Source organism: Caballeronia pedi, assembly GCF_001544915.2.
GTDB lineage: Bacteria > Pseudomonadota > Gammaproteobacteria > Burkholderiales > Burkholderiaceae > Caballeronia > Caballeronia pedi.
The window spans coordinates 122,541-144,182 of sequence record NZ_FCOE02000006.1; the positions used below are offsets into that span (position 1 = coordinate 122,541).

The 21,642-nt window shown below is 61.6% G+C and carries 25 protein-coding genes; 12 read left to right on the plus strand and 13 right to left on the minus strand.

What is annotated here, in order from left to right; genetic code table 11:
• Positions 1-8: 8 nt before the first annotated feature.
• The 8 genes from AWB80_RS11540 to AWB80_RS44600 all read right to left on the minus strand — a co-directional run bounded on the left by AWB80_RS11540 (position 9) and on the right by AWB80_RS44600 (position 5,473).
• Positions 9-467, minus strand: a complete 459-nt coding sequence (locus AWB80_RS11540; protein WP_061174786.1) for a c-type cytochrome — start codon at positions 465-467, stop codon at positions 9-11.
• Positions 464-949: a c-type cytochrome gene (locus AWB80_RS11545; protein WP_061174787.1), complete on the minus strand. Its 486-nt coding sequence runs from the start codon at positions 947-949 to the stop codon at positions 464-466. The genes AWB80_RS11540 and AWB80_RS11545 overlap by 4 nt, the downstream gene beginning before the upstream one ends.
• Complete coding sequence (locus AWB80_RS11550) at positions 946-1,467, minus strand: methylamine dehydrogenase light chain (RefSeq protein WP_061174788.1); 522 nt, start codon at positions 1,465-1,467, stop codon at positions 946-948. Before AWB80_RS11550 ends, AWB80_RS11545 begins: the two co-directional genes overlap by 4 nt.
• Before the next feature lie 39 nt (positions 1,468-1,506).
• The gene (gene mauD / locus AWB80_RS11555; protein WP_061174789.1) at positions 1,507-2,151 is read right to left on the minus strand and encodes a methylamine dehydrogenase accessory protein MauD; all 645 of its coding nucleotides are present in this window, start codon (positions 2,149-2,151) and stop codon (positions 1,507-1,509) included.
• Complete coding sequence (locus tag AWB80_RS11560) at positions 2,148-2,708, minus strand: MauE/DoxX family redox-associated membrane protein (protein WP_061174790.1); 561 nt, start codon at positions 2,706-2,708, stop codon at positions 2,148-2,150. The genes mauD and AWB80_RS11560 overlap by 4 nt, the downstream gene beginning before the upstream one ends.
• Positions 2,709-2,717: 9 nt before the next feature.
• Positions 2,718-3,875 (minus strand): amine dehydrogenase large subunit, encoded by a 1,158-nt coding sequence (locus AWB80_RS11565; RefSeq protein WP_061174791.1) that lies wholly within the window; start codon positions 3,873-3,875, stop codon positions 2,718-2,720.
• Between the two features lie 219 nt (positions 3,876-4,094).
• Positions 4,095-5,036: a helix-turn-helix domain-containing protein gene (locus tag AWB80_RS11570; protein WP_061174792.1), complete on the minus strand. Its 942-nt coding sequence runs from the start codon at positions 5,034-5,036 to the stop codon at positions 4,095-4,097.
• A gap of 257 nt (positions 5,037-5,293) precedes the next feature.
• Entirely contained in the window at positions 5,294-5,473 is a 180-nt protein-coding gene (locus tag AWB80_RS44600) for a hypothetical protein (RefSeq protein ID WP_143328014.1), read from the minus strand.
• Here AWB80_RS44600 and AWB80_RS11575 point away from each other — a divergent pair.
• From AWB80_RS11575 to AWB80_RS11585, 3 genes are all read left to right on the plus strand, one after another.
• Positions 5,472-6,779 carry an MFS transporter gene (locus tag AWB80_RS11575; RefSeq protein ID WP_061174793.1) on the plus strand — a complete coding sequence of 436 codons (1,308 nt, stop codon included), beginning with the start codon at positions 5,472-5,474 and terminating at the stop codon, positions 6,777-6,779. The genes AWB80_RS44600 and AWB80_RS11575 overlap by 2 nt on opposite strands.
• 99 nt (positions 6,780-6,878) lie before the next feature.
• Positions 6,879-8,273 carry a spinster family MFS transporter gene (locus AWB80_RS11580; RefSeq protein WP_244206479.1) on the plus strand — a complete coding sequence of 465 codons (1,395 nt, stop codon included), beginning with the start codon at positions 6,879-6,881 and terminating at the stop codon, positions 8,271-8,273.
• 108 nt (positions 8,274-8,381) lie between these two features.
• On the plus strand, positions 8,382-9,350 hold the full coding sequence (locus AWB80_RS11585; RefSeq protein ID WP_061174795.1) for a PDR/VanB family oxidoreductase: 969 nt from the start codon (positions 8,382-8,384) through the stop codon (positions 9,348-9,350).
• A 2-nt stretch (positions 9,351-9,352) separates the two neighbouring features.
• On the opposite strand, the gene AWB80_RS11590 is transcribed toward AWB80_RS11585, so the two are convergent.
• A complete protein-coding gene (locus tag AWB80_RS11590; RefSeq protein ID WP_061174796.1) occupies positions 9,353-10,273 on the minus strand; it encodes a LysR family transcriptional regulator in 921 nt (306 codons plus the stop codon).
• 157 nt (positions 10,274-10,430) lie between these two features.
• Here AWB80_RS11590 and AWB80_RS11595 point away from each other — a divergent pair, with 157 nt between their 5' ends.
• Both AWB80_RS11595 and AWB80_RS11600 read left to right on the plus strand, forming a co-directional pair.
• Positions 10,431-11,714, plus strand: a complete 1,284-nt coding sequence (locus tag AWB80_RS11595; protein ID WP_061174797.1) for an aromatic ring-hydroxylating oxygenase subunit alpha — start codon at positions 10,431-10,433, stop codon at positions 11,712-11,714.
• Positions 11,711-12,211 carry an aromatic-ring-hydroxylating dioxygenase subunit beta gene (locus tag AWB80_RS11600; protein ID WP_061174966.1) on the plus strand — a complete coding sequence of 167 codons (501 nt, stop codon included), beginning with the start codon at positions 11,711-11,713 and terminating at the stop codon, positions 12,209-12,211. The genes AWB80_RS11595 and AWB80_RS11600 overlap by 4 nt, the downstream gene beginning before the upstream one ends.
• A 50-nt stretch (positions 12,212-12,261) precedes the next feature.
• Here AWB80_RS11600 and AWB80_RS11605 read toward each other — a convergent pair whose 3' ends face one another.
• Positions 12,262-13,728, minus strand: coding sequence for a PAS domain-containing sensor histidine kinase (locus AWB80_RS11605; protein WP_061174798.1), 1,467 nt, complete (start codon positions 13,726-13,728; stop codon positions 12,262-12,264).
• Between the two features lie 225 nt (positions 13,729-13,953).
• On the opposite strand from AWB80_RS11605, the gene AWB80_RS11610 reads away from it, so the two are divergent.
• From AWB80_RS11610 to AWB80_RS11630, 5 genes are read left to right on the plus strand one after another with little or no spacing between them, the layout of a single operon-like run.
• Positions 13,954-15,129: an acyl-CoA dehydrogenase family protein gene (locus AWB80_RS11610; RefSeq protein WP_061174799.1), complete on the plus strand. Its 1,176-nt coding sequence runs from the start codon at positions 13,954-13,956 to the stop codon at positions 15,127-15,129.
• A gap of 36 nt (positions 15,130-15,165) precedes the next feature.
• Positions 15,166-15,543: a hypothetical protein gene (locus tag AWB80_RS11615; RefSeq protein ID WP_061174800.1), complete on the plus strand. Its 378-nt coding sequence runs from the start codon at positions 15,166-15,168 to the stop codon at positions 15,541-15,543.
• A gap of 4 nt (positions 15,544-15,547) precedes the next feature.
• Complete coding sequence (locus tag AWB80_RS11620; RefSeq protein ID WP_061174801.1) at positions 15,548-16,066, plus strand: nuclear transport factor 2 family protein; 519 nt, start codon at positions 15,548-15,550, stop codon at positions 16,064-16,066.
• A complete protein-coding gene (locus AWB80_RS11625) occupies positions 16,063-17,199 on the plus strand; it encodes an amidase (protein WP_061174802.1) in 1,137 nt (378 codons plus the stop codon). The genes AWB80_RS11620 and AWB80_RS11625 overlap by 4 nt, the downstream gene beginning before the upstream one ends.
• Positions 17,200-17,211: 12 nt before the next feature.
• Entirely contained in the window at positions 17,212-17,955 is a 744-nt protein-coding gene (locus AWB80_RS11630; RefSeq protein ID WP_061174803.1) for an SDR family NAD(P)-dependent oxidoreductase, read from the plus strand.
• 8 nt (positions 17,956-17,963) lie between these two features.
• Here AWB80_RS11630 and AWB80_RS11635 read toward each other — a convergent pair whose 3' ends face one another.
• Positions 17,964-18,596: a response regulator transcription factor gene (locus tag AWB80_RS11635; RefSeq protein ID WP_061174804.1), complete on the minus strand. Its 633-nt coding sequence runs from the start codon at positions 18,594-18,596 to the stop codon at positions 17,964-17,966.
• Positions 18,597-18,824: 228 nt separating this feature from the next.
• On the opposite strand from AWB80_RS11635, the gene hpaC reads away from it, so the two are divergent.
• Both hpaC and AWB80_RS11645 read left to right on the plus strand, forming a co-directional pair.
• A complete protein-coding gene (gene hpaC / locus AWB80_RS11640; protein ID WP_061174805.1) occupies positions 18,825-19,361 on the plus strand; it encodes a 4-hydroxyphenylacetate 3-monooxygenase, reductase component in 537 nt (178 codons plus the stop codon).
• Positions 19,362-19,542: 181 nt separating this feature from the next.
• Positions 19,543-19,995: a YybH family protein gene (locus tag AWB80_RS11645; RefSeq protein WP_244206480.1), complete on the plus strand. Its 453-nt coding sequence runs from the start codon at positions 19,543-19,545 to the stop codon at positions 19,993-19,995.
• A gap of 23 nt (positions 19,996-20,018) precedes the next feature.
• Here the strand turns inward: AWB80_RS11645 and uraD are convergent, their stop codons facing one another.
• Together uraD and AWB80_RS11655 are read right to left on the minus strand one after the other, a co-directional pair.
• Entirely contained in the window at positions 20,019-20,543 is a 525-nt protein-coding gene (gene uraD, locus AWB80_RS11650; RefSeq protein WP_061174968.1) for a 2-oxo-4-hydroxy-4-carboxy-5-ureidoimidazoline decarboxylase, read from the minus strand.
• 129 nt (positions 20,544-20,672) lie between these two features.
• Positions 20,673-21,620, minus strand: a complete 948-nt coding sequence (locus AWB80_RS11655) for a LysR family transcriptional regulator (protein WP_061174806.1) — start codon at positions 21,618-21,620, stop codon at positions 20,673-20,675.
• Positions 21,621-21,642 lie beyond the last annotated feature (22 nt).

Below are 21,642 nucleotides of genomic sequence, written 5' to 3' on the forward strand. Positions count from 1 at the left end.
TGTGTCTCCTAGTAGTGTTCCGGGACGGCGTTCACGCCGTTCTCCTGCAATTCCTTCACGAGCTTCGTGCGGGTGCGCGCGACATCGGTGAGCGCGGGACGGCGATGTGCCGCGATTTCATCCGCTGTATAAGGCTTGAACGATGCAGGCCGGGAGCGCTCGTTCATCGTCGCGAGCAGCCAGTTCAGGACGTTCGCGAGTTCGGCATCGTTCAATGCGGAGTTGGCCGCGCCGGGCACGCGCATCACGAACTGACGCCCCTCCGGCAACGAGACGAAATGACCGAGCGATTCGCGCAAGGCCGGCACTTTGCCGGGTATGCCCGAACCATTGGCGGTATGGCATCCCATGCAGTTGAGCACCCAGTCCTGACGCGCGCGCGCCGCGTCGTACTCCTGCGCCTGCGATGCTCCCGGCGTGCCGAGCGCGGCGAGCATCGCGGCGGCGATGACCGCGCGCGGCTTCATAGCCCGAGACCCTTCACGACCGCGTCGCGCCGCTGATGCACGGCGGTCTGGTCGAGCGGCCCTGCGCGCCAGGCCTTGACCTCGGCCACGTCGAAGGGCTTGGCCGAACCATGCTGCGCATTCAGATCGAACACGACATAGTTCAGCACGTCGGCGATCTCTTCATCGGAGAGCGATGCGAAGCTCGGCATCTTGAAGTTGTAGCTCTTCTCCTTGACCTTGATCGGACCGAACATGCCGTACATCACGGTATGCCCGAGTTGCGCGCGGCCATCGGGCGAACCTGCGTACTTGCCCGGATACTCGACGAGCGGCGGCGCAAGGCCGTCCATGCCCTTGCCGCCCGCCTGGTGGCAGACGGCGCACTTGCCGTCGAAGGTCGACTTGCCGCCGGGATAATGCACCGTTTGCGCCGACGCCTGAGTTCCGAGACTCATCGCGCCGGCGGCGATTGCCGCCATCAATACACGTGCCGTCTTCATTGCGTTGCCGCTCCCAACAGAACCGATACCGAGCAGTGGTAATTCGAATTGCTGTTCGCCATGCACCAGTTGATGTCGTTATTGAGCGACAGCTTGTAAAGCGGCTTCTCGCGTTCGTTGCGATTGCAGAAGCAGCGGCCGCAAGTCGTCTTGCCACAGCAGTCGTTGTACGACACGATGTAATCGGACCCGTCGTGCGGATTGCGGCAGGTGCCAATCCACGTGATCGGCGAAGGCGTCGTGCCCGGCGGGCAACTGCTCGACGTGCCGCCGCAGCAACTGCAAAGCCAGCCGTCGATCGCGCAATACTTCCAGTAGTCGCAGCTCATCGGATCATCGCTTGCCGATGCACCCGGCTTCTTCGGTTCCGTCGCATACGCGGTGCGGTCCACCGGCAGCAGCGGCACCATCGCCGATCCGACCAACACCTTGCCGAGCTTCGCCATTGCGCTGCGCCGCGAGCTGCGCTGCGCAACGCCGCGCGCCTTATGTTCGAAGAATGAATCCAGCCATTTCATGGACGCTCACCTGTAGGAATGAATGATTTATCGGCGTCTTCAGGCGTGCTGCCCGACTTGACCTTCATGGTCGTGATGCGCGTGATCGTCGTGCTTGCCGTGGACGAACTCCTGCAGCGAAGCGACGCCGCGCTCCTTCGCTTCGAACAGGCTTTCCAGATGTTCACGCGTATTCACGAGACCCTTCGCGCGCACCTTGCCCTCTTCGTCGAGCAGGACCGCATAAGGCAGCTTGCCGATCTGATAGGAGAGCCCGAGCTCTTGCGACAGCACATACGGATATTGCGAAAGACCGGCCTTGCGATAGAAGGCGGCGTGTTCTTCGAAATCGCCATCGCTTGCGAGCACGATGTCGGTTGCGCCTTCGCGCGCCTGGATCGACGGCAGCAAGGGCAGCAGCTTCTTGCACACGGGGCACGACGGCGAGAGGAAAAAGACCAGCGTGTTGCGCTTCGAATTCGACAGGCCGCCGACCTTCACGGCACGGCCAGCGATATCGCCGAGTTCGAACACCGGCGCAATGGCGCCGACTGCCGGACCCTTGTCGATCATGAGTGCGCCCGCGGGCATCATGCGTTCATACAGAATGCCGACTTGGCGAACGAGTGCGAGACAGATCGCGCCGAGCGCGAGCAGAGCGGCCCACGAAAGCGCGGCCGAAATCATCAAAGCGGTTTGCATCATGAATTCCTCAGAGAATCGAGCTTGGGAAGATTGACCAGCAGCACGTCGAGCGTGAACCACGCGGCGACGGCGAAGAGCGTGCAGGCGCCTGCGCTCAGGTAATCGAAACCCATGAGCGCGCGGCCGGTTGCGGGAACGAGCGCGGCGGCGGCGAGCGCGGCGAGCATGGCGGCGCGCGCGACGTGCCACCAGCCGATCGACTTCGGCGTGCGGTCCGATGTCCGCGCGGCAGCGATGAAGCCCGAGCAACCGCAATCGATATCGGTATGACCGCGCAGCACGTTGAATGCGAGCGCCGCGCCGAACAGCGTGAACAACGCGATCAGAAGAATTGCGGCGGGCATGCGCGTTTCGGCGAACAGCAAGCCGATCGCACCCGCGGTTTCCAGTGCCGGAAACACGAACGACAAAGGCTTAACCGCGAACGACGGCAGCAGCGCGAACGCTTCGAGCGAGGCGCGAAAACGCACCGGCTCGCGCCACTTGGGCAACGCGCTCGCGAGCGCGATGATCGTCGCGGACGCGATGCACACCATGAGAATGACGGGATCGATCATCGCATCACCTCAGGGATTGAGCAGCAACGTCGACGTCGAGCCGAGTTGCTTTTCGACATGCTGACGCTTGCCGGTCGTCGCATCCAGCACGACGAGATCGGAGGTCGGCGTGAGGCCGTAGAAGAGCGGCTTGTCGTCGGTGCTGACCTGAATCGAGAGCAGCGGATCGATCTTCTGCTTTGCGAGATCCCAGCGGGCGACGCGCTTTTTGCTCTGCGTGTCGTAGACCCAGATTTCCGTGCCCGGATCCTTGTGCGAGCCGTCCGCGCCCTTGTGCATCGCGACGTACAGACGATGGCTCTTCACGTGCAGCGCGGTCTGCTGCAGGCCGCCCGGACGCCAGCCGGCCTTGCGCTCCTGATCGCTGAGCAGCGACCACGACGCGCCGAATACCGGCGCATCGCCGGAGAAGTCGGCCGTGCGCACGTTGCCGTTGAAGGTCGTGAACAGGTATGTATTGCCGTCGCGCACGGCATTGATGAACGCGGGATCCTTGTCGACGTCGATGAACGCGTCCGAGAGCTTGCGGCTCGCTTCCTTGCCGGTCGCATCGAGCTTGACGGTGAGCGCCTTGCCGCTTTCGCACAGCGAGGAGAAGCGGTCATTGCCGCTCGGATAGGCGAGCACGCAGCCGTCCATATCGATTTCGCCGACGACCTTCTTCGCGGCCGTATCGATCACCGTGACCGAAGTCGACGGCGTGATGTTGGACACATAGAGGCGGCTGCCGTCTTCCGAAAGATTCGTGAGGTAAGGCGTCGGCACGGTCTGAGCGTGCTTGGCCGGGATTACGATTTCGCCGGCCACGTCGAGCGTGGTGTTGTCGATGATCTCGACCACGTCCGTGCGCGCGCCGTGTCCGCCGCGAGCGAAGTATGTCGTCGCGACATAGCCTGTCTTGTGATCCGGCGAGATCGTAAAGCCCGGTGCGAAGCCGGCGTCGATCTGGCCGACGAAGCGCTTCGTGTCGCCATCGAAGACGTGCACGCGTGCGTCGGTCATGCTCGAGAACGCCACATCGGCCACGAACACGCGATGCGGGTTGAACGGCGGCACCTTCGCCACCGTCAGTTCTTCCGGCTTTTCGGCCGCGCCTGCGTGCGACTGACACGCAAGCAGTCCATACAATACAGCCCCCATAGCGGCGGCCAGCCGTCTCAGCTTCATCTCTGCTCCTCCTTAGTTATCGTCGAATGGACTCTAAAGATGACAATAAAAAAGAGCACTTCGTAACCGGCAGCGCGTACGTGCCGAAATGGAGCATTCGAAAGGGAGCCGACAGAGACGCGCCCGATACGCGTACAAACCCGCATATCCAGCCGACATGACGATTCAGCCGCGCCAATGCGGCTCGAAAGTATTCAGGAAAAGGGAATGCGCCTCGCGCTATCGCGCGCGCTGCGTTTGAGAGGGAAGCTCGCCGAACAGGCTTTTGTAATCGCTGGCGAAGTGACCGAGATTGGCAAATCCCCAACGCATCGCGGCTTCACGCACCGGGACTTCGCCTTGCGATGTCGTCGTCAATAGCCGTCTTACCTGCGCGAGACGCACGGCCCGCAGATAACTGACGGGGTTCATCTGCGTGACGGATTGAAAGCTGTTTTGAATGGTGCGTCGACTGATGCGCAGCTTTTCGCACAGATCGAGAACAGAAATAGGCTGCTCCGGACTTGCCAGCACGAGATCATGTGCGCGTCGCACGACATCGGCCCGGCACGCATACGTGAGACGGTCCTCACGCGTCGGGACATGAAACGTCAGCAGGTCCAGAAGGCTTTCCGTCACCGTCTGCGTGAAACGATGCGTGCCATCGCCGCCAGAAAACGGAGTGGAGTCGGAGAGCACCGTTTCGACCGCCGCGATAATGCGCTTTCCCGCGCGCGCGCCGGCGGCGCCCGGGATGCTCAGAACATGGCGATTGAAGATTTCGTCCTGGATATCGACGCCCGCCGCGTCGGCCGCCGCCGTGAGCAGATTCGATTCGACGGCAACGCCCAACATAGACATATCGGGCGGTGAGTGCAGCAGGAATTCTCTCGAACCAGGCGCGACGACGAGCGCGTTTTCGTCGACTCTCACGCCCTGAAACGAGAAGGGTGCGCCGCCGCCGAGCACGAGCCCGAACGTGACGAAACCCGCGGGAAGCTGTCCGCGCTGAACGATACGAACGTTCGCCGATTCCTGAAACACCTGCACGCCCGCTACCGAAACCTGCTTCACCGTGCTGCGAAAAGCGCCTTCGCCAACCTGGTCATAGCGCTGATCCCAACCCGTCAGCGCGTGCGCGTGACGGTCGGCATCTTCAAAGGTTTGATAATTGGCATACATGCCCTCCTCCTGCTACTTGCGTCGCCATTGATGCGATCGCTTATAAATATTCGTTTTTTTGGCGTCAAGCTTTGTGATTGTTCTCGCTTGTTGTTTGTCGCGCAATGCTAGGAATGCACGATTGAAAAATACGCGCGAGCATGCATCTCACGCAAAAGTGCCCGCGCGTACTTCAGACATTACATTAGAACTCGCGCCGAACGCCTGCTCGCACGGGCCTTCGACGCAGTCTGCGCTCGTCGATAGCGCACGGCAAATCAGTCAAAAATCGAATCGTCGATAAAGCGCGCCGATGCGATTTCAAATTTGCCGCACTGATAAGCGGATCCCTTTTCGGCGAATTTGACGCAGTGATCTGTCGCATCGACACTGCCTCCCAAGCGAAGCGTTTCGAAAGCATCGACAGACGCCCCACTCCTTTTCAAGCGAGCCCACATGTCTTCCGTTCACTCCTCGACCTCCGCGGACCGCGTGGCCATCACTCAGGACCGCGCGCTGAACCGGATCGTCGTCGCATCCGTCGCGGGCAACGCGATGGAGTGGTACGACTTCTTTGTCTACGGCACGGCGGCCGCGCTCGTGTTCGGCCAACTTTTCTTTCCGGCCAATGCGGACCCGCTCATCGGTACGCTCGGCGCATTTGCGGCGTTCGCGATGGGCTTCGTCGCGCGTCCGCTCGGCGGCGTCGTGTTCGGGCATATCGGCGATCGATATGGACGGCGCGCATCGCTCGTATGGACGCTGCTCATCATGGGCTTCGCGACCTTCGGCATCGGCCTGTTGCCGACTTACGATCACGTGGGACTGTGGGCGCCGGCCGCGCTCGTCGGATTGCGCCTTCTGCAAGGCGTCGCCTCGGGCGGCGAATGGGGCGGCGGAGTTCTGATGATCAGCGAGAGCGCACCGCCCGAGAAACGCGGCTATTACGCGGCATGGAGCCAGCTCGGCGTGGGCGGCGGCTTCGTGCTGTCTTCGGGCGCGTTTCTCGCCGTACAGGCATTGCCGCACGATCAGTTCATTTCATGGGGCTGGCGTCTGCCGTTTCTCGCGAGCATCCTGATCTTCGCGCTCGGCGTATATATCCGCCATAACCTTCCGGAGAGCCGTGACTTCGAAAATGCGGATCGCGCGGGCAAGACATCGCATATGCCAGTGATCGAAGTCATCAAGCGTCATCCGAAAGAAATCCTCATGGCGATGGGATTGCGTGTCGCCGAAAATGGCGGCGCATATATCTTTCTCGCGTTCTCGCTTGTCTACGGGAAGTTCGCGGGCATCGACAACTCGACCATGCTTACCGGCGTGATGATCGCGATGGTCGTCGAAATGGCGGCGATGCTTCTCTGGGGCAAGTTATCCGATCGCATCGGACGCAAGCCCGTGTATATGATCGGTGCGGTGTCGCTCGCGTTCATGGCGTTCCCGTTCTTCTGGCTACTCGATACGCATTCCACTCCGCTCATCTGGCTCGCGCTCGTGCTCGGCACGGCCGTGTGCCATGGCGCGATGATCGGCACGCTGCCCTCGCTCGTCGGCGAACTCTTCAGCACCGAAGTGCGTTACTCGGGTGTCGCGCTGGGCCACGAAGTCGCGTCGATCTTCGCGGGCGGTCTTTCTCCGCTGATCGCCACGGCGCTGCTCGTGCACTATCACACGTACTGGCCGGTTTCCGTATTCCTGATCGGCCTCGCCCTCGTCACGGTCGTCACGCTGAAGTACACGCACGAAACGCGCGGCAAGTAACGCGCGCCCTTCCTATTCCCGCAGTCGACTCGCATTCGCGCGGCGCTGGCCCGCGCGAATGCCTGCGCACGTCCAGAAACTATGGAGTCACCAAGCACCATGAAACCAAGACACAAACGCTATACGTATGAGTGGTATGTCGTCGTGATCTGCATGCTGGCCTATGTCTTCTCGTTCATCGACCGCCAGGTGCTCGCGCTGATGATCGAGCCGATCAAGCGCGACCTGCAACTCACCGATACGCAATTCAGTCTTCTGCATGGCTTCGCGTTCTCGCTGTTCTACGCGGTGATGGGCATGCCGATCGCCTATCTCGCCGACCGTTTCGCGCGCCCGCGCATCATCGCGACGGGCATCGCGCTGTGGAGCATCGCGACGGCGGCGTGCGGCCTGAGCCAGAGCTTCGTGCATATGTTCGTCTCGCGCATGAGCGTCGGCGTGGGCGAGGCCGCGCTCTCGCCCGGAACCTATTCGATGCTCGCGGATTTCTTTCCGAAGGAGAAAATGGGCCGCGCGATCGGCATTTATTCGCTCGGCTCGTTCATCGGCGGCGGCATTGCGTTTCTTGTCGGCGGTTATGTGATCGCGCTGCTCAAACATGCGAGCGTCTTTACCTTGCCGATCATCGGCGAATTGCGTGCTTGGCAAGTCACGTTCTTCATCGTTGGCTTGCCAGGTCTGCTGGTCGCATTCATCTTTATGCTGACGGTGCGCGATCCCGCGCGCAAAGGACTCGCGCAAGACGGCGCGGGCCAGGTCAAACGCGTTGCAATGGGCGATGCGCTGCGTTTCATCGGCAGCCACCGGAAGACGTTCTTCTGTCATTACATCGGCTTTTCCTTCTACGCGATGGGCCTCTATTGCCTGATGAGCTGGACGCCTGCGTTCTATATGCGCCGCTTCGGCCTCACGCCGGTCGAAACGGGCTACATGCTCGGCATCGTGATGCTCGTCGCCAACACGACAGGCGTCTTCTGCGGCGGCTGGCTCAACGACTGGCTGCTGCGCCGCGGCCGCAGCGATGCACCCATGCGTGCCGCATGGATCGGCGCTGCGTGCATGCTCGTGCCTGCGATCGCGTTCTCGCAGACCACGAGCCTCGGCGCATCGCTTGCATGGCTCGTCGCGGCGATGTTCTTCGCATCGTTCCCGCTTCCGACCTCCGCCGCAGCCATGCAGGCGCTCGCGCCCAATCAGATGCGCGCGCAAGTCTCCGCGATGTTCCTGCTCGTGTCGAATCTGATCGGGTTGGGGTTGGGCACGACACTCGTCGCGGTGATCACCGATAAGCTATTCGGCTCGCCGCTCGCGGTCGGCCATTCCATGGCCATCATCAATGCCGTGGCGATCGTGCTTGCGGCCGTGCTGCTCTTTATCGGCTGCAAACAGTATCGGCGGAGCCTCGAACGCGAAGCGCGTGAAGCGCGCGTCACGCTCGATGCGCCGGACACCCGCGAGAGCCTGCCGTCAGGCGCAACAACGACGACGGCTTGAAGATATCCATTGAATTGATGTGACTCGCGCTTTTTAATCTATTTTGCTTATCCGGCAAGGGGCGCTACGCTCATTGCATCGTCCCTTCGAAAACACTGGAAAGGCATCATGCAAGCTCAAACCTTCAAAGTTCGCGTCGACGCGTTGCGCGAGGAAGCACACGGCGTCCGGTCATTCAGCATCTCGCGTCTTGATGGCCGGCCGTTCGACGCCTACACGCCCGGTGCGCATATCGACGTAACGAGCCCCTCGGGCATCACGCGCCAGTACTCGCTGTGCGGCGATCCGGCACGCCGCGAATCACATGTCTTCGCGGTCAAGAAAGAAGAACAGTCGCGCGGCGGCTCGCGCTCGCTGCATGACGAAGTCAGCGTCGGCTGCGAATTGTCGATAGGCGCGCCGCGCAATCTGTTCCAGCTCGAAGAAGGCGCGAGCGAGCATATTCTTGTCGGCGCGGGCATCGGCATCACGCCCCTGCTTTCGATGGCACATCGTCTCGTCGCGATCGGCGCGCCTTTCACGCTGCATTATTTCGCGCGCAGCGAAACTCATGCGGCGTTTCTGCCGCTTCTTGCCCGCGCGCCATTCGACAAGCACGTCAAGCTGCATTTCGGTATCGAACGCAATGCGCTGAACGATGAACTCGATGCCTGTCTGCGCGAAGCGAGCAAGGACGCACATGTCTACACGTGCGGTCCCGCGCCCTTCATGGATGTCGTTGTGGACACGGCCAAGAAGCGCCTGCCTGCCGATGCCATTCATCTCGAACGCTTCAAGGCCGAGCCACAGGCGCAGACGGAAACGTCGCTCGATACTTTCGAGGTTCAGCTCGCCAGCAGCGGTCAGACCGTGCGAGTCGATGCTTCGACCTCGATCGTCGACGCGCTCGCATCGATCGGCATCGAAGTGGATACGTCATGCGGCGAAGGCGTGTGCGGCACCTGCATGGTCGATGTCGTGAGCGGCGAACCCGAGCATCGCGATCATTGTCTGAGCAAGGCAGAACGCGCGAGCAACAGCGTGATCTGCTGCTGCGTGTCCCGCTCTCGCTCACCGGTGCTCGTGCTCGATCTCTGAAGTCACAGCTTGTCGAAACCCGCGAGGATGTCGGTCATGAGGCCGCGCATCCACGCGATGCCTTCGTCTTCGTGAAAGTGCTCGTGCCAGTGCATTGTCACGGCGGCTTTGGGCAATTGAACCGGCAATGCATAGATGCGAAACGCGTCGCTGCGATTGAGGATATGCGCGAGCCGCTCCGGCAATGTCGCGAACAGATCCGTCACCGCGAGCACGCCGGGCACCGCGACGAAGTGCGGCAACGCGAGCGCGATATTGCGGCCGACGCCTTGCGCGCGCAAGGCGTCGTCGAGTGCATGATGGCTATGTTCGAGCGAGCGCACTTGCACATGCGACGCCGCCAGGAATTCATCGAGGTTCAAGGTTTCACCGGCGGGCAAGCCATCGCGCTTTCTCGTCATGCACACATAGGCTTCCTCGAAAAGCAGCGCGTGCCGCGTGCGCGGCAATAGCGAAGGCAGATTGCCGATCGCAAAGTCCAGCCGGCTCGAACGCAACGCCTCTTCCATCTCCTCCACAGGCAGCGGCTCCACCAGCAGCTTCACGCGCGGCGCAGCTTCATGCAGCGCCTGGCAGATCGCGGGCAAATACGCCATTTCGCCCGCATCCGAAAGAGACAGACGAAACGTGCGATTGCTGGTCGATGCATCGAAACGCTCGGCGAAGCGCAATGCTTCACGCACTGTATCGAGCGCGCGTCCGACAATCTCGGCCAGTTCCAGCGCGACCGGCGTCGGCTGCATGCCCGCGCGCGTGCGAATGAAGAGCGTGTCATCGAAAAGCGTGCGCAGACGGCCGAGCGAATAGCTCACAGCAGGCTGCGACAGCGCGAGCCGCTCGCCGGCCTTGGTGAGACTGCGCTCTTCCACGATCGCCTGAAACACGCGCAGCAGATTGAGATCGACATGATCGAGGGATGTCATCGGGGCACTCTCAAGATATCGGTGGGACTTATCGAGCAACCGTTTTTTAATCGATTTGACGCATGATCCTCGCAAAGCGAGACTGATGTCAACGAGAGGATGCGCTGATCTTCATTGCCCTCCTCTTGACCGATCAACCTCACCCCACACATCAACGATGAGTACGCCGACTACCCAAATCATCGATACCAGCGCGCTCGGCAAGCGCGCGCAAGCGGACCGTATCGCGCCGTCGCTCTACTACGATGCCGATCTCTTCGAAGCCGAGCTCGAGCGCATTTTCTACAAGACGTGGATCTGGGTCGCGCATGAAAGCGAATTGCCGAAGCCCGGCGATTTCATCACGACGACCATCGGCCGCCAGCCGGTGATCGTCGTGCGCGACAAGACCGGTGCGGTGCATGTGCTGCAAAACCGCTGCCGCCATCGCGGCGCTACCGTGTGCGAAGAACACAAGGGCAATGCAAAGGGATTTACGTGCCCGTATCACAGTTGGTCTTATGCACTCGACGGCACCTTGCGTGCATTGCCTTACGGCGATGGTTACGAAGGCGTCTGCGAGAAAGGCGATTTGCCGCTGAAGAAACTGCGCGTCGGGATTTATCAGGGTTTGATCTTCGCGAGCTTCGACGAAGCGATCGAACCGCTCGAAGACTTTCTCGGCGGAGCGAAGCCGTGGATCGATCTGTTCATGAAACAGGGCGCGGGATATCCGATCAAGGCGAACGGCGAGCACAAATTCAAGTTCAAGGGCAACTGGAAAATCCAGCTCGAGAACACGACCGATCTCTATCACTTCCCGGTGGTGCACAAGTCGTGGATGAAGTCGATCGACGATGAAACCGCCGCGGTCATCACGAGCTTCATGACGAGCGACCAGGCCTTCTGCCGCTCGCTCGGCAACGGTCATAGCCTCGCGGTGCTGGTGCCCGAGATCGTCGATCTCGACAAGGACGACGGCGCGCCCTTGCCTGAACGTTTCAACGATCTGGCCGCCAAGCTCGCCGAGAAACATACGCCCGATGAAGTGCGCCGCATCGTGCGCTCGCTGATGGGCGTGGGTTTCAATCTGAACCTCTTTCCGAACCTCGCACTCTCGATGGCGTTCTTCCGCGTGCTGCGTCCGATCTCGGCTGAGGAAACGGAGATTCGTCACGTCGCGCTCGCGATGGACGGCGGACCGGAAGAAGCGAATCGCGTGCGCCTGCGCATTCACGAGCATTTCCAAGGCCCGTTCGGTTTCGGCAGCCCCGACGACGCCGAAGCATGGGAACGCGTGCAGCGCGGCTCGCACGCCGGCCCCGATGTGCCGATTCTCGTCAATCGCGGCCTGAACCGCGAAACAACCGCACCGAACGGAGAAAAGACCGCGCACGCCACGGATGAAACCGGCATGCGTGAAGCCTACAAACAATGGCGCGCAATGATGGAGAAAGCATGATGGACGATCGCAACGCACTCTTCTCGCAACAAACGTTCGCGCGGGCGATCGAATTCATCTGGCGCGAAGCCGAATTGCTGGACCGCCGCGACTATCGCGCATGGCTCGACTTATGGGAGCCGTCGGGCTTCTATGTGGTGCCGATCGATCCCGCAGCGACCGACTTCGCCGCCACGCTGAACTACGCCTACGACGATCAGCACATGCGCGAATTGCGCGTGCAGCGCATGACGTCGGGCTATTCCGCGTCCGCGTCGGATGCGGCGCGCACGGTGCGCACCGTGTCGCGCTTTACGCTGTCGAGCGACAGCGCCGATGTGGTGGAAGTGAAGTCGGCGCAGGTCATCGTCGCGTACAAGCGCGGTGTGTCGACGATCTTCGCCGCCGATCTCACGCACAAGATCAGCATGGCAAGCGGCGAACCGAAGCTCGTCGAAAAGGTTATCCGCCTGATCGATTCGACGGAAGCGCTGAGCGCAATCGGCTTCCTGCTTTGATGTGCACGTACGCATCGGCGCATTCACGCCGATGCGTGTCTACCGGTCGATCAAACGCCATGCGACAGGGGCAAAGCGAAGCAACATTCGAGACCGCCGCTCGCGGCGCGTTGCGCCCAGATGCGCCCTTCGTGACGCGACACGATGTTCGTGCACAACGACAAGCCTATGCCATTGCCGCCCGCCTTCGACGAGGAAAAGCCGTCAAAAAGACGTTCGAGCGCATCGTCGGGAACGCCCGGGCCGTTGTCGGTCACATGCAGTTCGGCCGCCTCGCCGTTCATCGTCGTGGCAAGCGTGACGATGCCCGTCGACGGCTTCGCACCGCTCAACGCTTCTACCGCGTTGAACGCCAGATTGAGAATGACCTGACCGATGAGCACGCGTTCACAGCGTATCGGCAACGGCTCGTGCCATTGCTCGATCCTGACCGTCACGCCCTCGTCCCGTGCGCGCAGTTGAATGAAGTACGCGACGTCGGCGAGTATGTCGCGAAGATCGGCCTGCGCTTCGACGGGTTCGCGCTTCACGATGAATTCGCGCACGCTCTTGATGATATGCGCCGCATGCTCGGCCTGACGATCGGCTGCGCGCAGGCCCCAGATCGCGCTCTCGATCGAATCGGGCTGCGCGAGCCGCTGAATCGCGCCTTCGATGAAATTGCGTACGGCTGCGAGTGGCTGGCTCAACTCATGCGCGATTGCCATCGCCATTTCGCCCATCGCGTTATTGCGGCCCGCGTATTCCAGCATGCGCGCTTCGTTGCGGCGTGCTTCTTCGATCGCGACTTCATCGCTGATATCGCGGAAATGCACCAGCGTGCCATCTTCGATATCGATGCGCCTGAACGTGATGCGCAACCAACGCTTCATGCCGTCACGGCGCGTAATCGCATAGCGTTGCGCAGGCGTCGAATGCTGGCGCGTCGCGCTGCGCAACTGCGCGATCAGCCGGTCGCGATCCGCTCTCGTGCAATAGTCGAGCGCGACGCCGAGCGGCGCATCGCTCGCAACACCCAGCACGCGCCGTCCCGACTCGCTGATGAAACTCACCCTGCCGCGCGGCGACAGCACCGCAACGCCCTCACCCAGATCCTGCATGTATTCGCGCAGCCGCGCTTCATAGCGCCGCAGCTTCTGGCGCATCGCATCTTCCGCGCTGATGTCGCGGAACTGCACCATGACGACTGCGCGACCGGAGAGCGGAACGTAGGTTGCGATCGCCTCGGACAACATATCAACGCCCGCGCGCGAGCGATAACACCATTCATAGCTTTGCGGGCCTTCGGTGATCGAGCGGTCCATCGCGTTCACCGCGATTTCACGGCGATATCTGATGTCGTCGCGCGTCATGTCGTGCGCCTTGAGCGGCAGCAGCTCCTCCACCGAAAAGCCCAGCGCCGCGCACGCGGCACGATTCGCCCACACGATCGCCTTCGTCTGCGCGTCGTGCAGAAGCACGCATTGCGTCAATGCGTCGAGCAGGCGGCGGAAATCGTCTTCGGCGGGAAAGTTCATGTCGCGGTGCGAGGAAAACATGGTTGCAACGCTAACCATAGCATCGGCGCGCGCGGCGCGCCCCTAAAGATTTCTTTAGAGAACCGGGGTACTTCACTGAATCACGCGCACGTCATCCCAATTGTCTCGGCTTTTTTGCGTTTCTAGACTGGCATCAACGTGAGCAGTTCGAAAGCACGCTCGCCCATCCCTATGAGTCATACGACCGAACAAGGAGACGTCCCCATGTCAGCTTCCGCCGCTGCCGTCGCTATCCGCGACGATCTTTGCAATCAGGACGATGCCCTGACGCTCGACGACGTGATCGCCGAAATCGCTCAGCGTCGCGAAGAATTCGACCGGCTCTCACATGTGCCGCGCGATGTCATCGCCAAGCTCAAGCGCGCCGGCATTTATCGTGCGGCGACGCCGAAGCGCTTCGGCGGCGACGCGCGCGCGCCCGGCGAATTCCTGGCGATGATCGAGCGCATTGCGGTCGCCGACGGCTCCGCCGCGTGGGTCGCGAGCTTCGGTTCGGCCAATCTCTATCTCGCCGCCCTGCCGCTCGCGACGCAGGCCGCGATCTATGCGGACGGCCCCGATCAGGTCTTCGCGGGCGGACTGTTCCCCGTGCAGAACGTGCAACCCGCCGATGGCGGTTATCGCGTCAATGGCACCTGGAAGTTCGCGAGTGGTTGCAAGGGCGCGGACTGGCTCGGCGTCGGCATCGGCACGGGCAAGCCGGGCGAAGCGCCGGGCAAGCCGCGCACCGCGGTGTTTCGTCCCGCGCAAGTGGAGATCGTCGAGAACTGGAACGTGGTCGGTATGCAGGGCACGGGCAGTCACGATCTGCGCGTAACGGATCAGTTCGTAGCGGAAGACTGGACCTTCGTGCGCGGCGGTGCATCGACGGTCGATGAACCGCTCTATCGCTATCCGACGATCGCTTATGCCGCACAAGTGCTCGCTGTCGTGAATCTGGGGCTGGCGCGCGCCGCGCTCGACGTTGCGAATCACATGGCGGGCGGACGCAAGACGACGACTGGCGCGCCCCAACTTGCCGATCGCGCCTACTACCGGATCGAGCTTGCCAAGGCAGAGGCGCAATTGCGCTCGGCGCGTGCGTTCTTCTATGAATCGACCGATAGCGTATGGCAGTCGATTATCGCGGGCAATGAAGTCACGCCCGAACAGGTCAGTCTGTTGCGTCTTTCCGCGACGCAGATCGCACGCGAAGGCGCGGACGTCGTGAATCGCGCCTATCGGCTGGGTGGGACGATGGCGATCTATCGCACACATCCGCTGCAACGCCTGATGCGCGATGCGATGGTCGTCACGCAGCACGCCTTCCTCGGCGAAGGCAACTACGACGGCGCGGGCGCGGTGTTCGTCGGCGTGCCGCCGATTCCCGGCTATCTCTGATCCACTTTCATCGCATAACAATAGGAGTAACGCTTCATGTCCGATAACCGAAACCTGCCCCTGCGCGTGCTGTTCTGCTGCGGCGTGACCCAGAACTTCTTCGACTTGCCGCGCGAACAGATCGGCGAAGTATGGCAAGCCTACGGCAAGATGCTTGCCGCCGTCGAAGCAATGGAGAACGTGCGCGTACTGGGCGTGATGGACGATGATCGACTCGTCGTCGGTCAGTCCGATGGCGCGCCGTGGACGTTCTACATCATGGCCGATGTCGCGGACTTCGATACGGCCACCGCCGTGTGCAATCTTTATCGCACGACGCCCGTTGGCCCGTACAACCTGTGGCGCTATGGAAAGATCGAAGCGCGCGTCGGACGTGCATTGGCCGTTCCGCCCGCCACGGCCAATCACGCATGACGCCATGACGAACACGACCATCGAAGCGCTGCTCGAACGCGTCGCCGTGCTCGAAGCGCAGAACGCAGTGCGCAAGACTATCGCGCGTTATATGGCCTTATGCGATGTGCCTTGCGCGCCGCTCGAAGGCGAATCGCTCGCCGCGCTTTTCACCGATGACGCCGTGTGGGAAGGCATCGGCCCGCAATATGCGCAGAAGTTCGGGCGTATGCAAGGGCGCGCGGCGATCGTCGAGATGCTGCAAGCTTATCTGCCGCCGTCTCCGCATTTCTCGACCAATGTGCACTTCCTGACGTCGGAGCATATCGAGGTTCGAAGCGATATCGCCAAAGGCCGATGGATCATGCTGCAAGCGTCGGGCTATGCGGACGAAAAGGCTGAACTCATCGCCGCGCGGCTCGAGATCGATTTCGTGCTTTCGCCGCGCGATGCGCATGATGAATGGCTGATTCGACACTTCCGCACCGAGCGTCTCTTCGACGCGCCGTGGCGCGTGAACCCTCGCAAGGAGTTGAACGCATGAGCGCATTCATCAGCGAATTCGATCTGCGCGCGCACGATCGTATCGATGGTCCGACCATCGCGATCAAGGACAGCATCGATATCGCGGGCTATCCGACCACGGCAGCGAGCCGCGCACTCGCCGACACCCCCGCCGCCACCGAACATGCCGACGTGGTTCAACGTCTGCTCGATGCGGGCTGGCGTATCAAGGGCAAGGCGAACATGCACGAACTCGCCTTCGGCATGACTGGCATCAACGAATTCACTGGCACGCCGCGTAATCCACAGGACGCCACCCGCATTCCCGGTGGCTCGTCGAGCGGCTCGGCTTGCGCTGTCGGACTCGGACTCGTCGATGCCGCGCTCGGCACCGACACCGGCGGCTCGGTGCGCGGCCCTGCGGCATGTTGTGGCGTGATCGGATTGAAGCCGACGTTTGGCCGCGTGTCGCGTCGCGGCGTGGCGCCCGTCGAAACCACGCTCGATTGCGTCGGCCCGTTTGCGTGCGAGATGCGCGTGCTAGTCGATGCGATGGGCGCGATCGATCCATCGTTCGATGTGAATAGCGCGCGCAGGGATGCATCGAAAATGCGAGTTGGCATCGTTGCGGTCGATGCAGATGCGAGTATTCGCAAAGCCGTCGATGACGCCGTGCGCCGCGCGGGACTCGCATCACGCGGCGTCGCGCTCGAATCGATCGGCGATGCATTCACTGCCGGTCTTGCGGTCATCAATGCGGAAACGTGGCATGCGTTCGGTCATCTCGTCGAAACGGGCAAGCTCGGCGCGGATCTCGAAGCACGCCTTCGCTCGGCGTCGAACACGACCGCCGCCGATCTCGACGCAGCGGAAAACGTGCGGCGCATCTTCACGGCCGCAGTAGATCGCGCGCTCGGCGATGCCGACGTGCTCGTGCTTCCCACGTTGCCCGCGCTTCCGATCACGCTTGAAGCGGCGCGCGCGGGTACGTCGGTGATCGCGATGTCGTCGTTGATCAGGCCATTCAATCTTAGCGGCCATCCCGCGCTGAGTCTTCCTCTTCCGATCGAAGGTTCAACGCTCAAAGCCGGCTTGCAGATCGTCGGGCGTAGAGGCGCCGATGAAAAGATTTGCGCAGTGGCCGCGCATTTCGAAGCCGCACTTCGTCAATAAAGGAATTCGAACATGTCGAATAGAATCGCGCTCATTACCGGCGCCGCGCGCGGCCTGGGCGCAGTCGTTGCGCGCCGTTTTCATGCCGCGGGCTACAAGGTCGCATTGGCCGATATCGCAATCGAGGCCACGCAAGCACTCGCGCACGAGTTGAGCGAAGATCGGGCCAGCGCGTTCGCGCTGCAACTCGATGTCACGTCGAAAGCGGATTTCGAACGCGCACGCGATGCAGTGCACGAACGCTGGGGCCGTATCGATGTACTCGTCAATAATGCGGGTGCATCGAAGGTCGTGCCCGTGATGGAGATTACCGCCGAGCAGTTCGATCAGGTCATCGACGTCAATCTGCGCAGCGTGCTGTTCGGCTGTCAGGTATTCGGCCGCTATTTCGCGGATCGCGGCGCGGGTCGCATCGTCAATATCGCATCGCTCGCGGGGCAGAACGGCGGCTCGGCCACCGGCGCGCACTATGCGGCTGCCAAAGGCGGCGCGATCACGCTGACCAAGGTATTCGCGCGCGATCTCGCGGCGCATGGCGTGACCGTCAATGCTATCTCGCCCGGCCCGCTCGACTTGCCCGTGGTGCATGAGAGCGTACCCGCCGACAAACTCGACAAGGTGATCGCGGGCATTCCCGTCGGGCGTCTGGGTTCGGCCGATTACATCGCCGATGTCGCGGTGCTGCTCGCATCGCCCGATGCGTACTTCGCGAACGGCGCATGCTGGGACGTGAACGGCGGTCTCTACATGCGCTGAAGCGTGAGTCATGCGAGCCCGTCGTCCGGCGGGCTCCATACTTCGAGCACGTCGCGCACCAGCGTGGCGATGGATGCCGCGCCGAGCTTGTCCTTGATGCTCGCGCGATGCACGTCGACGGTCTTCACGCTGATCGACAGATCGGAGGCGATGCGTTTGCTCGCCTTGCCTTCGATCACGCCGCGCAAGACTTCTTTTTCGCGCGCGGTCAGCGATTCGACGCGCTCGCGCAGTTCACGCTGGCGTTGATGTTTCGCGTGGCGTTGTGTGGCGAGCTTCATCGCGCGCTGCACGCGATCGAGCATTTGCTGCGAGTTATAGGGCTTCTCGACGAAATCGATCGCGCCATGCTGAAGCGCGCGCACGGACATCGGAATGTCGCCGTGGCCGCTCACGAAGATGATCGGCAAGGTCGCGCCACGACGATTGAGTTCGGCTTGCACGTCGAAGCCGCCGATCTCCGGCATGCGTACGTCGAGCACGAGACAGGCGGGCCGGGACACGTCGAAGGCATGCAGGAATTCGGCGGCGCTGGCGAATCCCTCCGACTTCACGCCGACCGAATCGAGCAGCCACGCGAGTGACGTACGCATGCCGTCGTCGTCGTCGACGATATACACCACGGGAGCGGGAGGATTCATTGCAAATGAGGATTCGATGGAAAGGCAATGATAACCAGCCCATATCCACTGCGAAAGTCCCTTCTTTACTTCGATTTTCCGGGATAGGTAAAACCTTTAGTGCGCTCGGTAACGACGCCGGGCAAGTCGGCGGATCGCGCCGATATGTTTTGTGCGGTTCAGCGCGTACGCTTGATTCACGGTTTGCTATACACAACCTTAAACACGAAACGAACAGGAGACGCTCCTATGTCAGCGCTGCCCCGCCCCGACTTCACCGATCCCGATCAGGCGCGCAAGCTGTTCCGCCAGGCCATGTCCCATCTTGGCGCTGCGGTGAATGTCATCACGACGATGGGTGCGCACGGCCGCTGCGGCATCACCGCAAGCGCCGTGTGCTCGGTGACCGATTCGCCGCCCACGCTGCTCGTCTGCATCAATCGTTCGAGTGCGATGCACGCCGCCTTCGCCGGCAATCGCAACGTGTGCGTGAACGTCCTGCCGGGCCATCTCGAACAGATCGCGCGGCACTTCGCCGGCCTCACGCCGCTCTCGATGGACGAGCGCTTCTCGTTGCCCGTCTGGGACGCGGGCACAAACGGCGTACCGGTATTGCGCGATGCGCTGGCGAGTCTGCAGGGCACCATCGTCGAGGCGAAGGAAGTGGGATCGCATTCGGTGATGTTCGTCGAAACACACGATATCCGCGTGCGCGACGATGGCGACAGCCTGATTTATTTCGATCGCAACTTTCATCGCGTGCCGCGCGGTTGTGCCTCGCAGTGAAGTCGCATCGCCCGTTCTGCGTTAATTGATTACAGGAACACCACTACCTATACTCCACGCGCAGACGGGCGACTGAAAGCTAAATCGAATATTGGCGCCGGCAAACGGTGCTTGTGCTTTTATCATCCGCACGCCGTCACGCATCGCCGAGATCTGCATAATCGCCACTTGGAGATACGTGATGAACAAGTCCTTAAGGCAACTCGGTGCATGCGCGCTGTTCGCGCTGGTCGCTTCGCAACCGGCACTCGCGCAACACGACAAGGTACTCGACGATGCAAACACCGCCTGGAACGCGGCCTTCAACAAGGGAGATGCGCGGGCGCTCGGCGCCCTGTACGACGAGAAAGCCGTGGTTTCGCCGGGAAATGGAACGACCATTCAGGGACGCGCGGATGTCGAGAAATTCTATAAAGGCCTGTTCGATGCAGGCTTTCGCGATCATACGATCGACGTCGTCAGTGCAAAACACGTCGGCAATCTGATCTATCAGACCGCGAACTGGACCGTCGTCGCGGAAAAGGACGGCAAGAAGACGCCCTACAAGGGCGTCGTGCTGAAAGTGCTCACCAAAGGCACGGACGGCAAGTGGCGAACCACCGCGCAGACATGGAACGCAGCGCCGCCGCAATAATCAGCCAATGGCCCTGATTGCCGTCAGTTCAACGTGCGAAGCCGCGCATTCAGACGCGCACGCGTGATCGCGGCAATCTGCGCGAATGCCTCATCCAGTTCCTGCTGCGTGCTGCGCCCGATACGTCGTTCGAGCGCACTGAAAATGCCTTCCCGCGTGTAATGCCGCACGCAGATGATGAACGGAAAGCCATGCCGTTCCAGATAAGCCGCGTTGAGCCGGTCGAGCGCGGCTTCCTGATCGGACGGCATGGAGTCGAGGCCGGCGCTTTTTTGTTCGGCATCCGAATCCGCTGTCATCGTTCCAGAACGAATGTTCGCGCCCGACAACAGCGGGTGCAGATTGAGGAATCGGCGCTGGCCGTTGGCGTCCAGAGTGCGGATGACATTCATCATCGCGTCATGCAACGCTGTTTCCGATACAAACGGACGCGCGCTCCACGCGCCTTCCGCCGCTTGCGGAAAATGCTCGAACACGCTCGCGAAAGCACCGACGAAGGCGGTGTGATCGAGCGCGTTGACCGGTTCGAGATTGATCGACTGTGACATGAACTGCTTCTCCCATAAGGCACGCCGCATTCGCCTGGCGTCGAAGGCGATTCGTGCCGAGTATAGGAAGCGCGCGCATCAGCGGCGAGACAGCCGATCCTATTGACCACATAACAGAACGCGATAGCACTACTGGCGATGCATGTCGCGCAGCGCGCGCAATTCCTGCGCGCCCTCGGTCAGCATGCCGCGCAACCACACGTGCGATGCCGAACGATGCCGCGATGGATGCCACAACTGATAAAAGCGCATGAACGGAAATTCGATCGGCGCATCGAGCACGGCCAGCGGCAGATGCTGCGCGTGATAGTTCGCGAAGTGGCGACCGGTCGTGAGAATCAGATCGGTTCCCGGAATCAGGCTTGGCGCGAGGTTGAAATACGGGCAACTCACGCGGTTATCGCGATGCACGCGCATGGTGCTGAGTCCAGTATCGACGACGCCGCGCTGATCGCGCGAATACGGCGTCGGCACGATATGCGATGCGCTCAGATAGTCTTGGGCATCGAACTTGCCTGCTTGTGCGTGAACGCTGTCGCGCGCGACGACACACACCACGTCGTCCTCGAGCAGCACGGACAAGTGCAAATGCTCCGGCGGATTGGGCCAGTTACCGATGACGATATCCGGCGCCCCCTCGGAAAGCCCCTGCTCATAGTTGAAGGAAGCCGAGAGCGGCACGGCGACGATGCGCGCATGCGGTGCGGCGCGCCTGAATTCGCGCACCACATGCGCGAAAAACGGCGGCGCCAGATAGTCCGGCATGCCCACGGTGAAGGTTTGCTCGGTCGTGGCCGGATCGAAATGATCGTCCGACACGAGCAGGTTATCGAGGGCGCTGAGTGCGGCTTGCGCGCTCTGCGCCAGTTGTATCGCGCGCTGCGTCGGCACCATCACGTTTTTTTCGCGCGTGAGCAGCGGGTCATTGAAGATGGCGCGCAAGCGCTTGAGCGCCGAGCTGATGGCCGGCTGCGACTGATTCATACGAATCGCCGTGCGCGACACGCTGCGTTCGGCGATCAGCGTGCACAACACGCGCAGCAGATAGGTATCGAATGGATCGTCGGTGCGATTCATGGTGCGTTCCGTGTCTCTGTTA

What these genes read in the sequence shown, in the direction of transcription:
- AWB80_RS11635 (WP_061174804.1), bottom strand. Translation starts at nt 18,596, where the DNA reads ATGAATCCTCCCGCTCCCGTGGTGTATATCGTCGACGACGACGACGGC.
- AWB80_RS11580 (WP_244206479.1), top strand. Translation starts at nt 6,879, where the DNA reads ATGAAACCAAGACACAAACGCTATACGTATGAGTGGTATGTCGTCGTG.
- AWB80_RS11600 (WP_061174966.1), top strand. Translation starts at nt 11,711, where the DNA reads ATGATGGACGATCGCAACGCACTCTTCTCGCAACAAACGTTCGCGCGG.
- mauD (WP_061174789.1), bottom strand. Translation starts at nt 2,151, where the DNA reads ATGATGCAAACCGCTTTGATGATTTCGGCCGCGCTTTCGTGGGCCGCT.
- AWB80_RS11605 (WP_061174798.1), bottom strand. Translation starts at nt 13,728, where the DNA reads ATGAACTTTCCCGCCGAAGACGATTTCCGCCGCCTGCTCGACGCATTG.
- AWB80_RS11595 (WP_061174797.1), top strand. Translation starts at nt 10,431, where the DNA reads ATGAGTACGCCGACTACCCAAATCATCGATACCAGCGCGCTCGGCAAG.
- AWB80_RS11585 (WP_061174795.1), top strand. Translation starts at nt 8,382, where the DNA reads ATGCAAGCTCAAACCTTCAAAGTTCGCGTCGACGCGTTGCGCGAGGAA.
- uraD (WP_061174968.1), bottom strand. Translation starts at nt 20,543, where the DNA reads ATGTCACAGTCGATCAATCTCGAACCGGTCAACGCGCTCGATCACACC.
- AWB80_RS44600 (WP_143328014.1), bottom strand. Translation starts at nt 5,473, where the DNA reads ATGTGGGCTCGCTTGAAAAGGAGTGGGGCGTCTGTCGATGCTTTCGAA.
- AWB80_RS11625 (WP_061174802.1), top strand. Translation starts at nt 16,063, where the DNA reads ATGAGCGCATTCATCAGCGAATTCGATCTGCGCGCGCACGATCGTATC.
- AWB80_RS11545 (WP_061174787.1), bottom strand. Translation starts at nt 949, where the DNA reads ATGAAGACGGCACGTGTATTGATGGCGGCAATCGCCGCCGGCGCGATG.
- AWB80_RS11655 (WP_061174806.1), bottom strand. Translation starts at nt 21,620, where the DNA reads ATGAATCGCACCGACGATCCATTCGATACCTATCTGCTGCGCGTGTTG.
- AWB80_RS11560 (WP_061174790.1), bottom strand. Translation starts at nt 2,708, where the DNA reads ATGATCGATCCCGTCATTCTCATGGTGTGCATCGCGTCCGCGACGATC.
- AWB80_RS11610 (WP_061174799.1), top strand. Translation starts at nt 13,954, where the DNA reads ATGTCAGCTTCCGCCGCTGCCGTCGCTATCCGCGACGATCTTTGCAAT.
- AWB80_RS11645 (WP_244206480.1), top strand. Translation starts at nt 19,543, where the DNA reads ATGAACAAGTCCTTAAGGCAACTCGGTGCATGCGCGCTGTTCGCGCTG.
- AWB80_RS11550 (WP_061174788.1), bottom strand. Translation starts at nt 1,467, where the DNA reads ATGAAATGGCTGGATTCATTCTTCGAACATAAGGCGCGCGGCGTTGCG.
- AWB80_RS11540 (WP_061174786.1), bottom strand. Translation starts at nt 467, where the DNA reads ATGAAGCCGCGCGCGGTCATCGCCGCCGCGATGCTCGCCGCGCTCGGC.
- AWB80_RS11565 (WP_061174791.1), bottom strand. Translation starts at nt 3,875, where the DNA reads ATGAAGCTGAGACGGCTGGCCGCCGCTATGGGGGCTGTATTGTATGGA.
- AWB80_RS11630 (WP_061174803.1), top strand. Translation starts at nt 17,212, where the DNA reads ATGTCGAATAGAATCGCGCTCATTACCGGCGCCGCGCGCGGCCTGGGC.
- AWB80_RS11590 (WP_061174796.1), bottom strand. Translation starts at nt 10,273, where the DNA reads ATGACATCCCTCGATCATGTCGATCTCAATCTGCTGCGCGTGTTTCAG.
- AWB80_RS11620 (WP_061174801.1), top strand. Translation starts at nt 15,548, where the DNA reads ATGACGAACACGACCATCGAAGCGCTGCTCGAACGCGTCGCCGTGCTC.
- AWB80_RS11615 (WP_061174800.1), top strand. Translation starts at nt 15,166, where the DNA reads ATGTCCGATAACCGAAACCTGCCCCTGCGCGTGCTGTTCTGCTGCGGC.
- AWB80_RS11575 (WP_061174793.1), top strand. Translation starts at nt 5,472, where the DNA reads ATGTCTTCCGTTCACTCCTCGACCTCCGCGGACCGCGTGGCCATCACT.
- hpaC (WP_061174805.1), top strand. Translation starts at nt 18,825, where the DNA reads ATGTCAGCGCTGCCCCGCCCCGACTTCACCGATCCCGATCAGGCGCGC.
- AWB80_RS11570 (WP_061174792.1), bottom strand. Translation starts at nt 5,036, where the DNA reads ATGTATGCCAATTATCAAACCTTTGAAGATGCCGACCGTCACGCGCAC.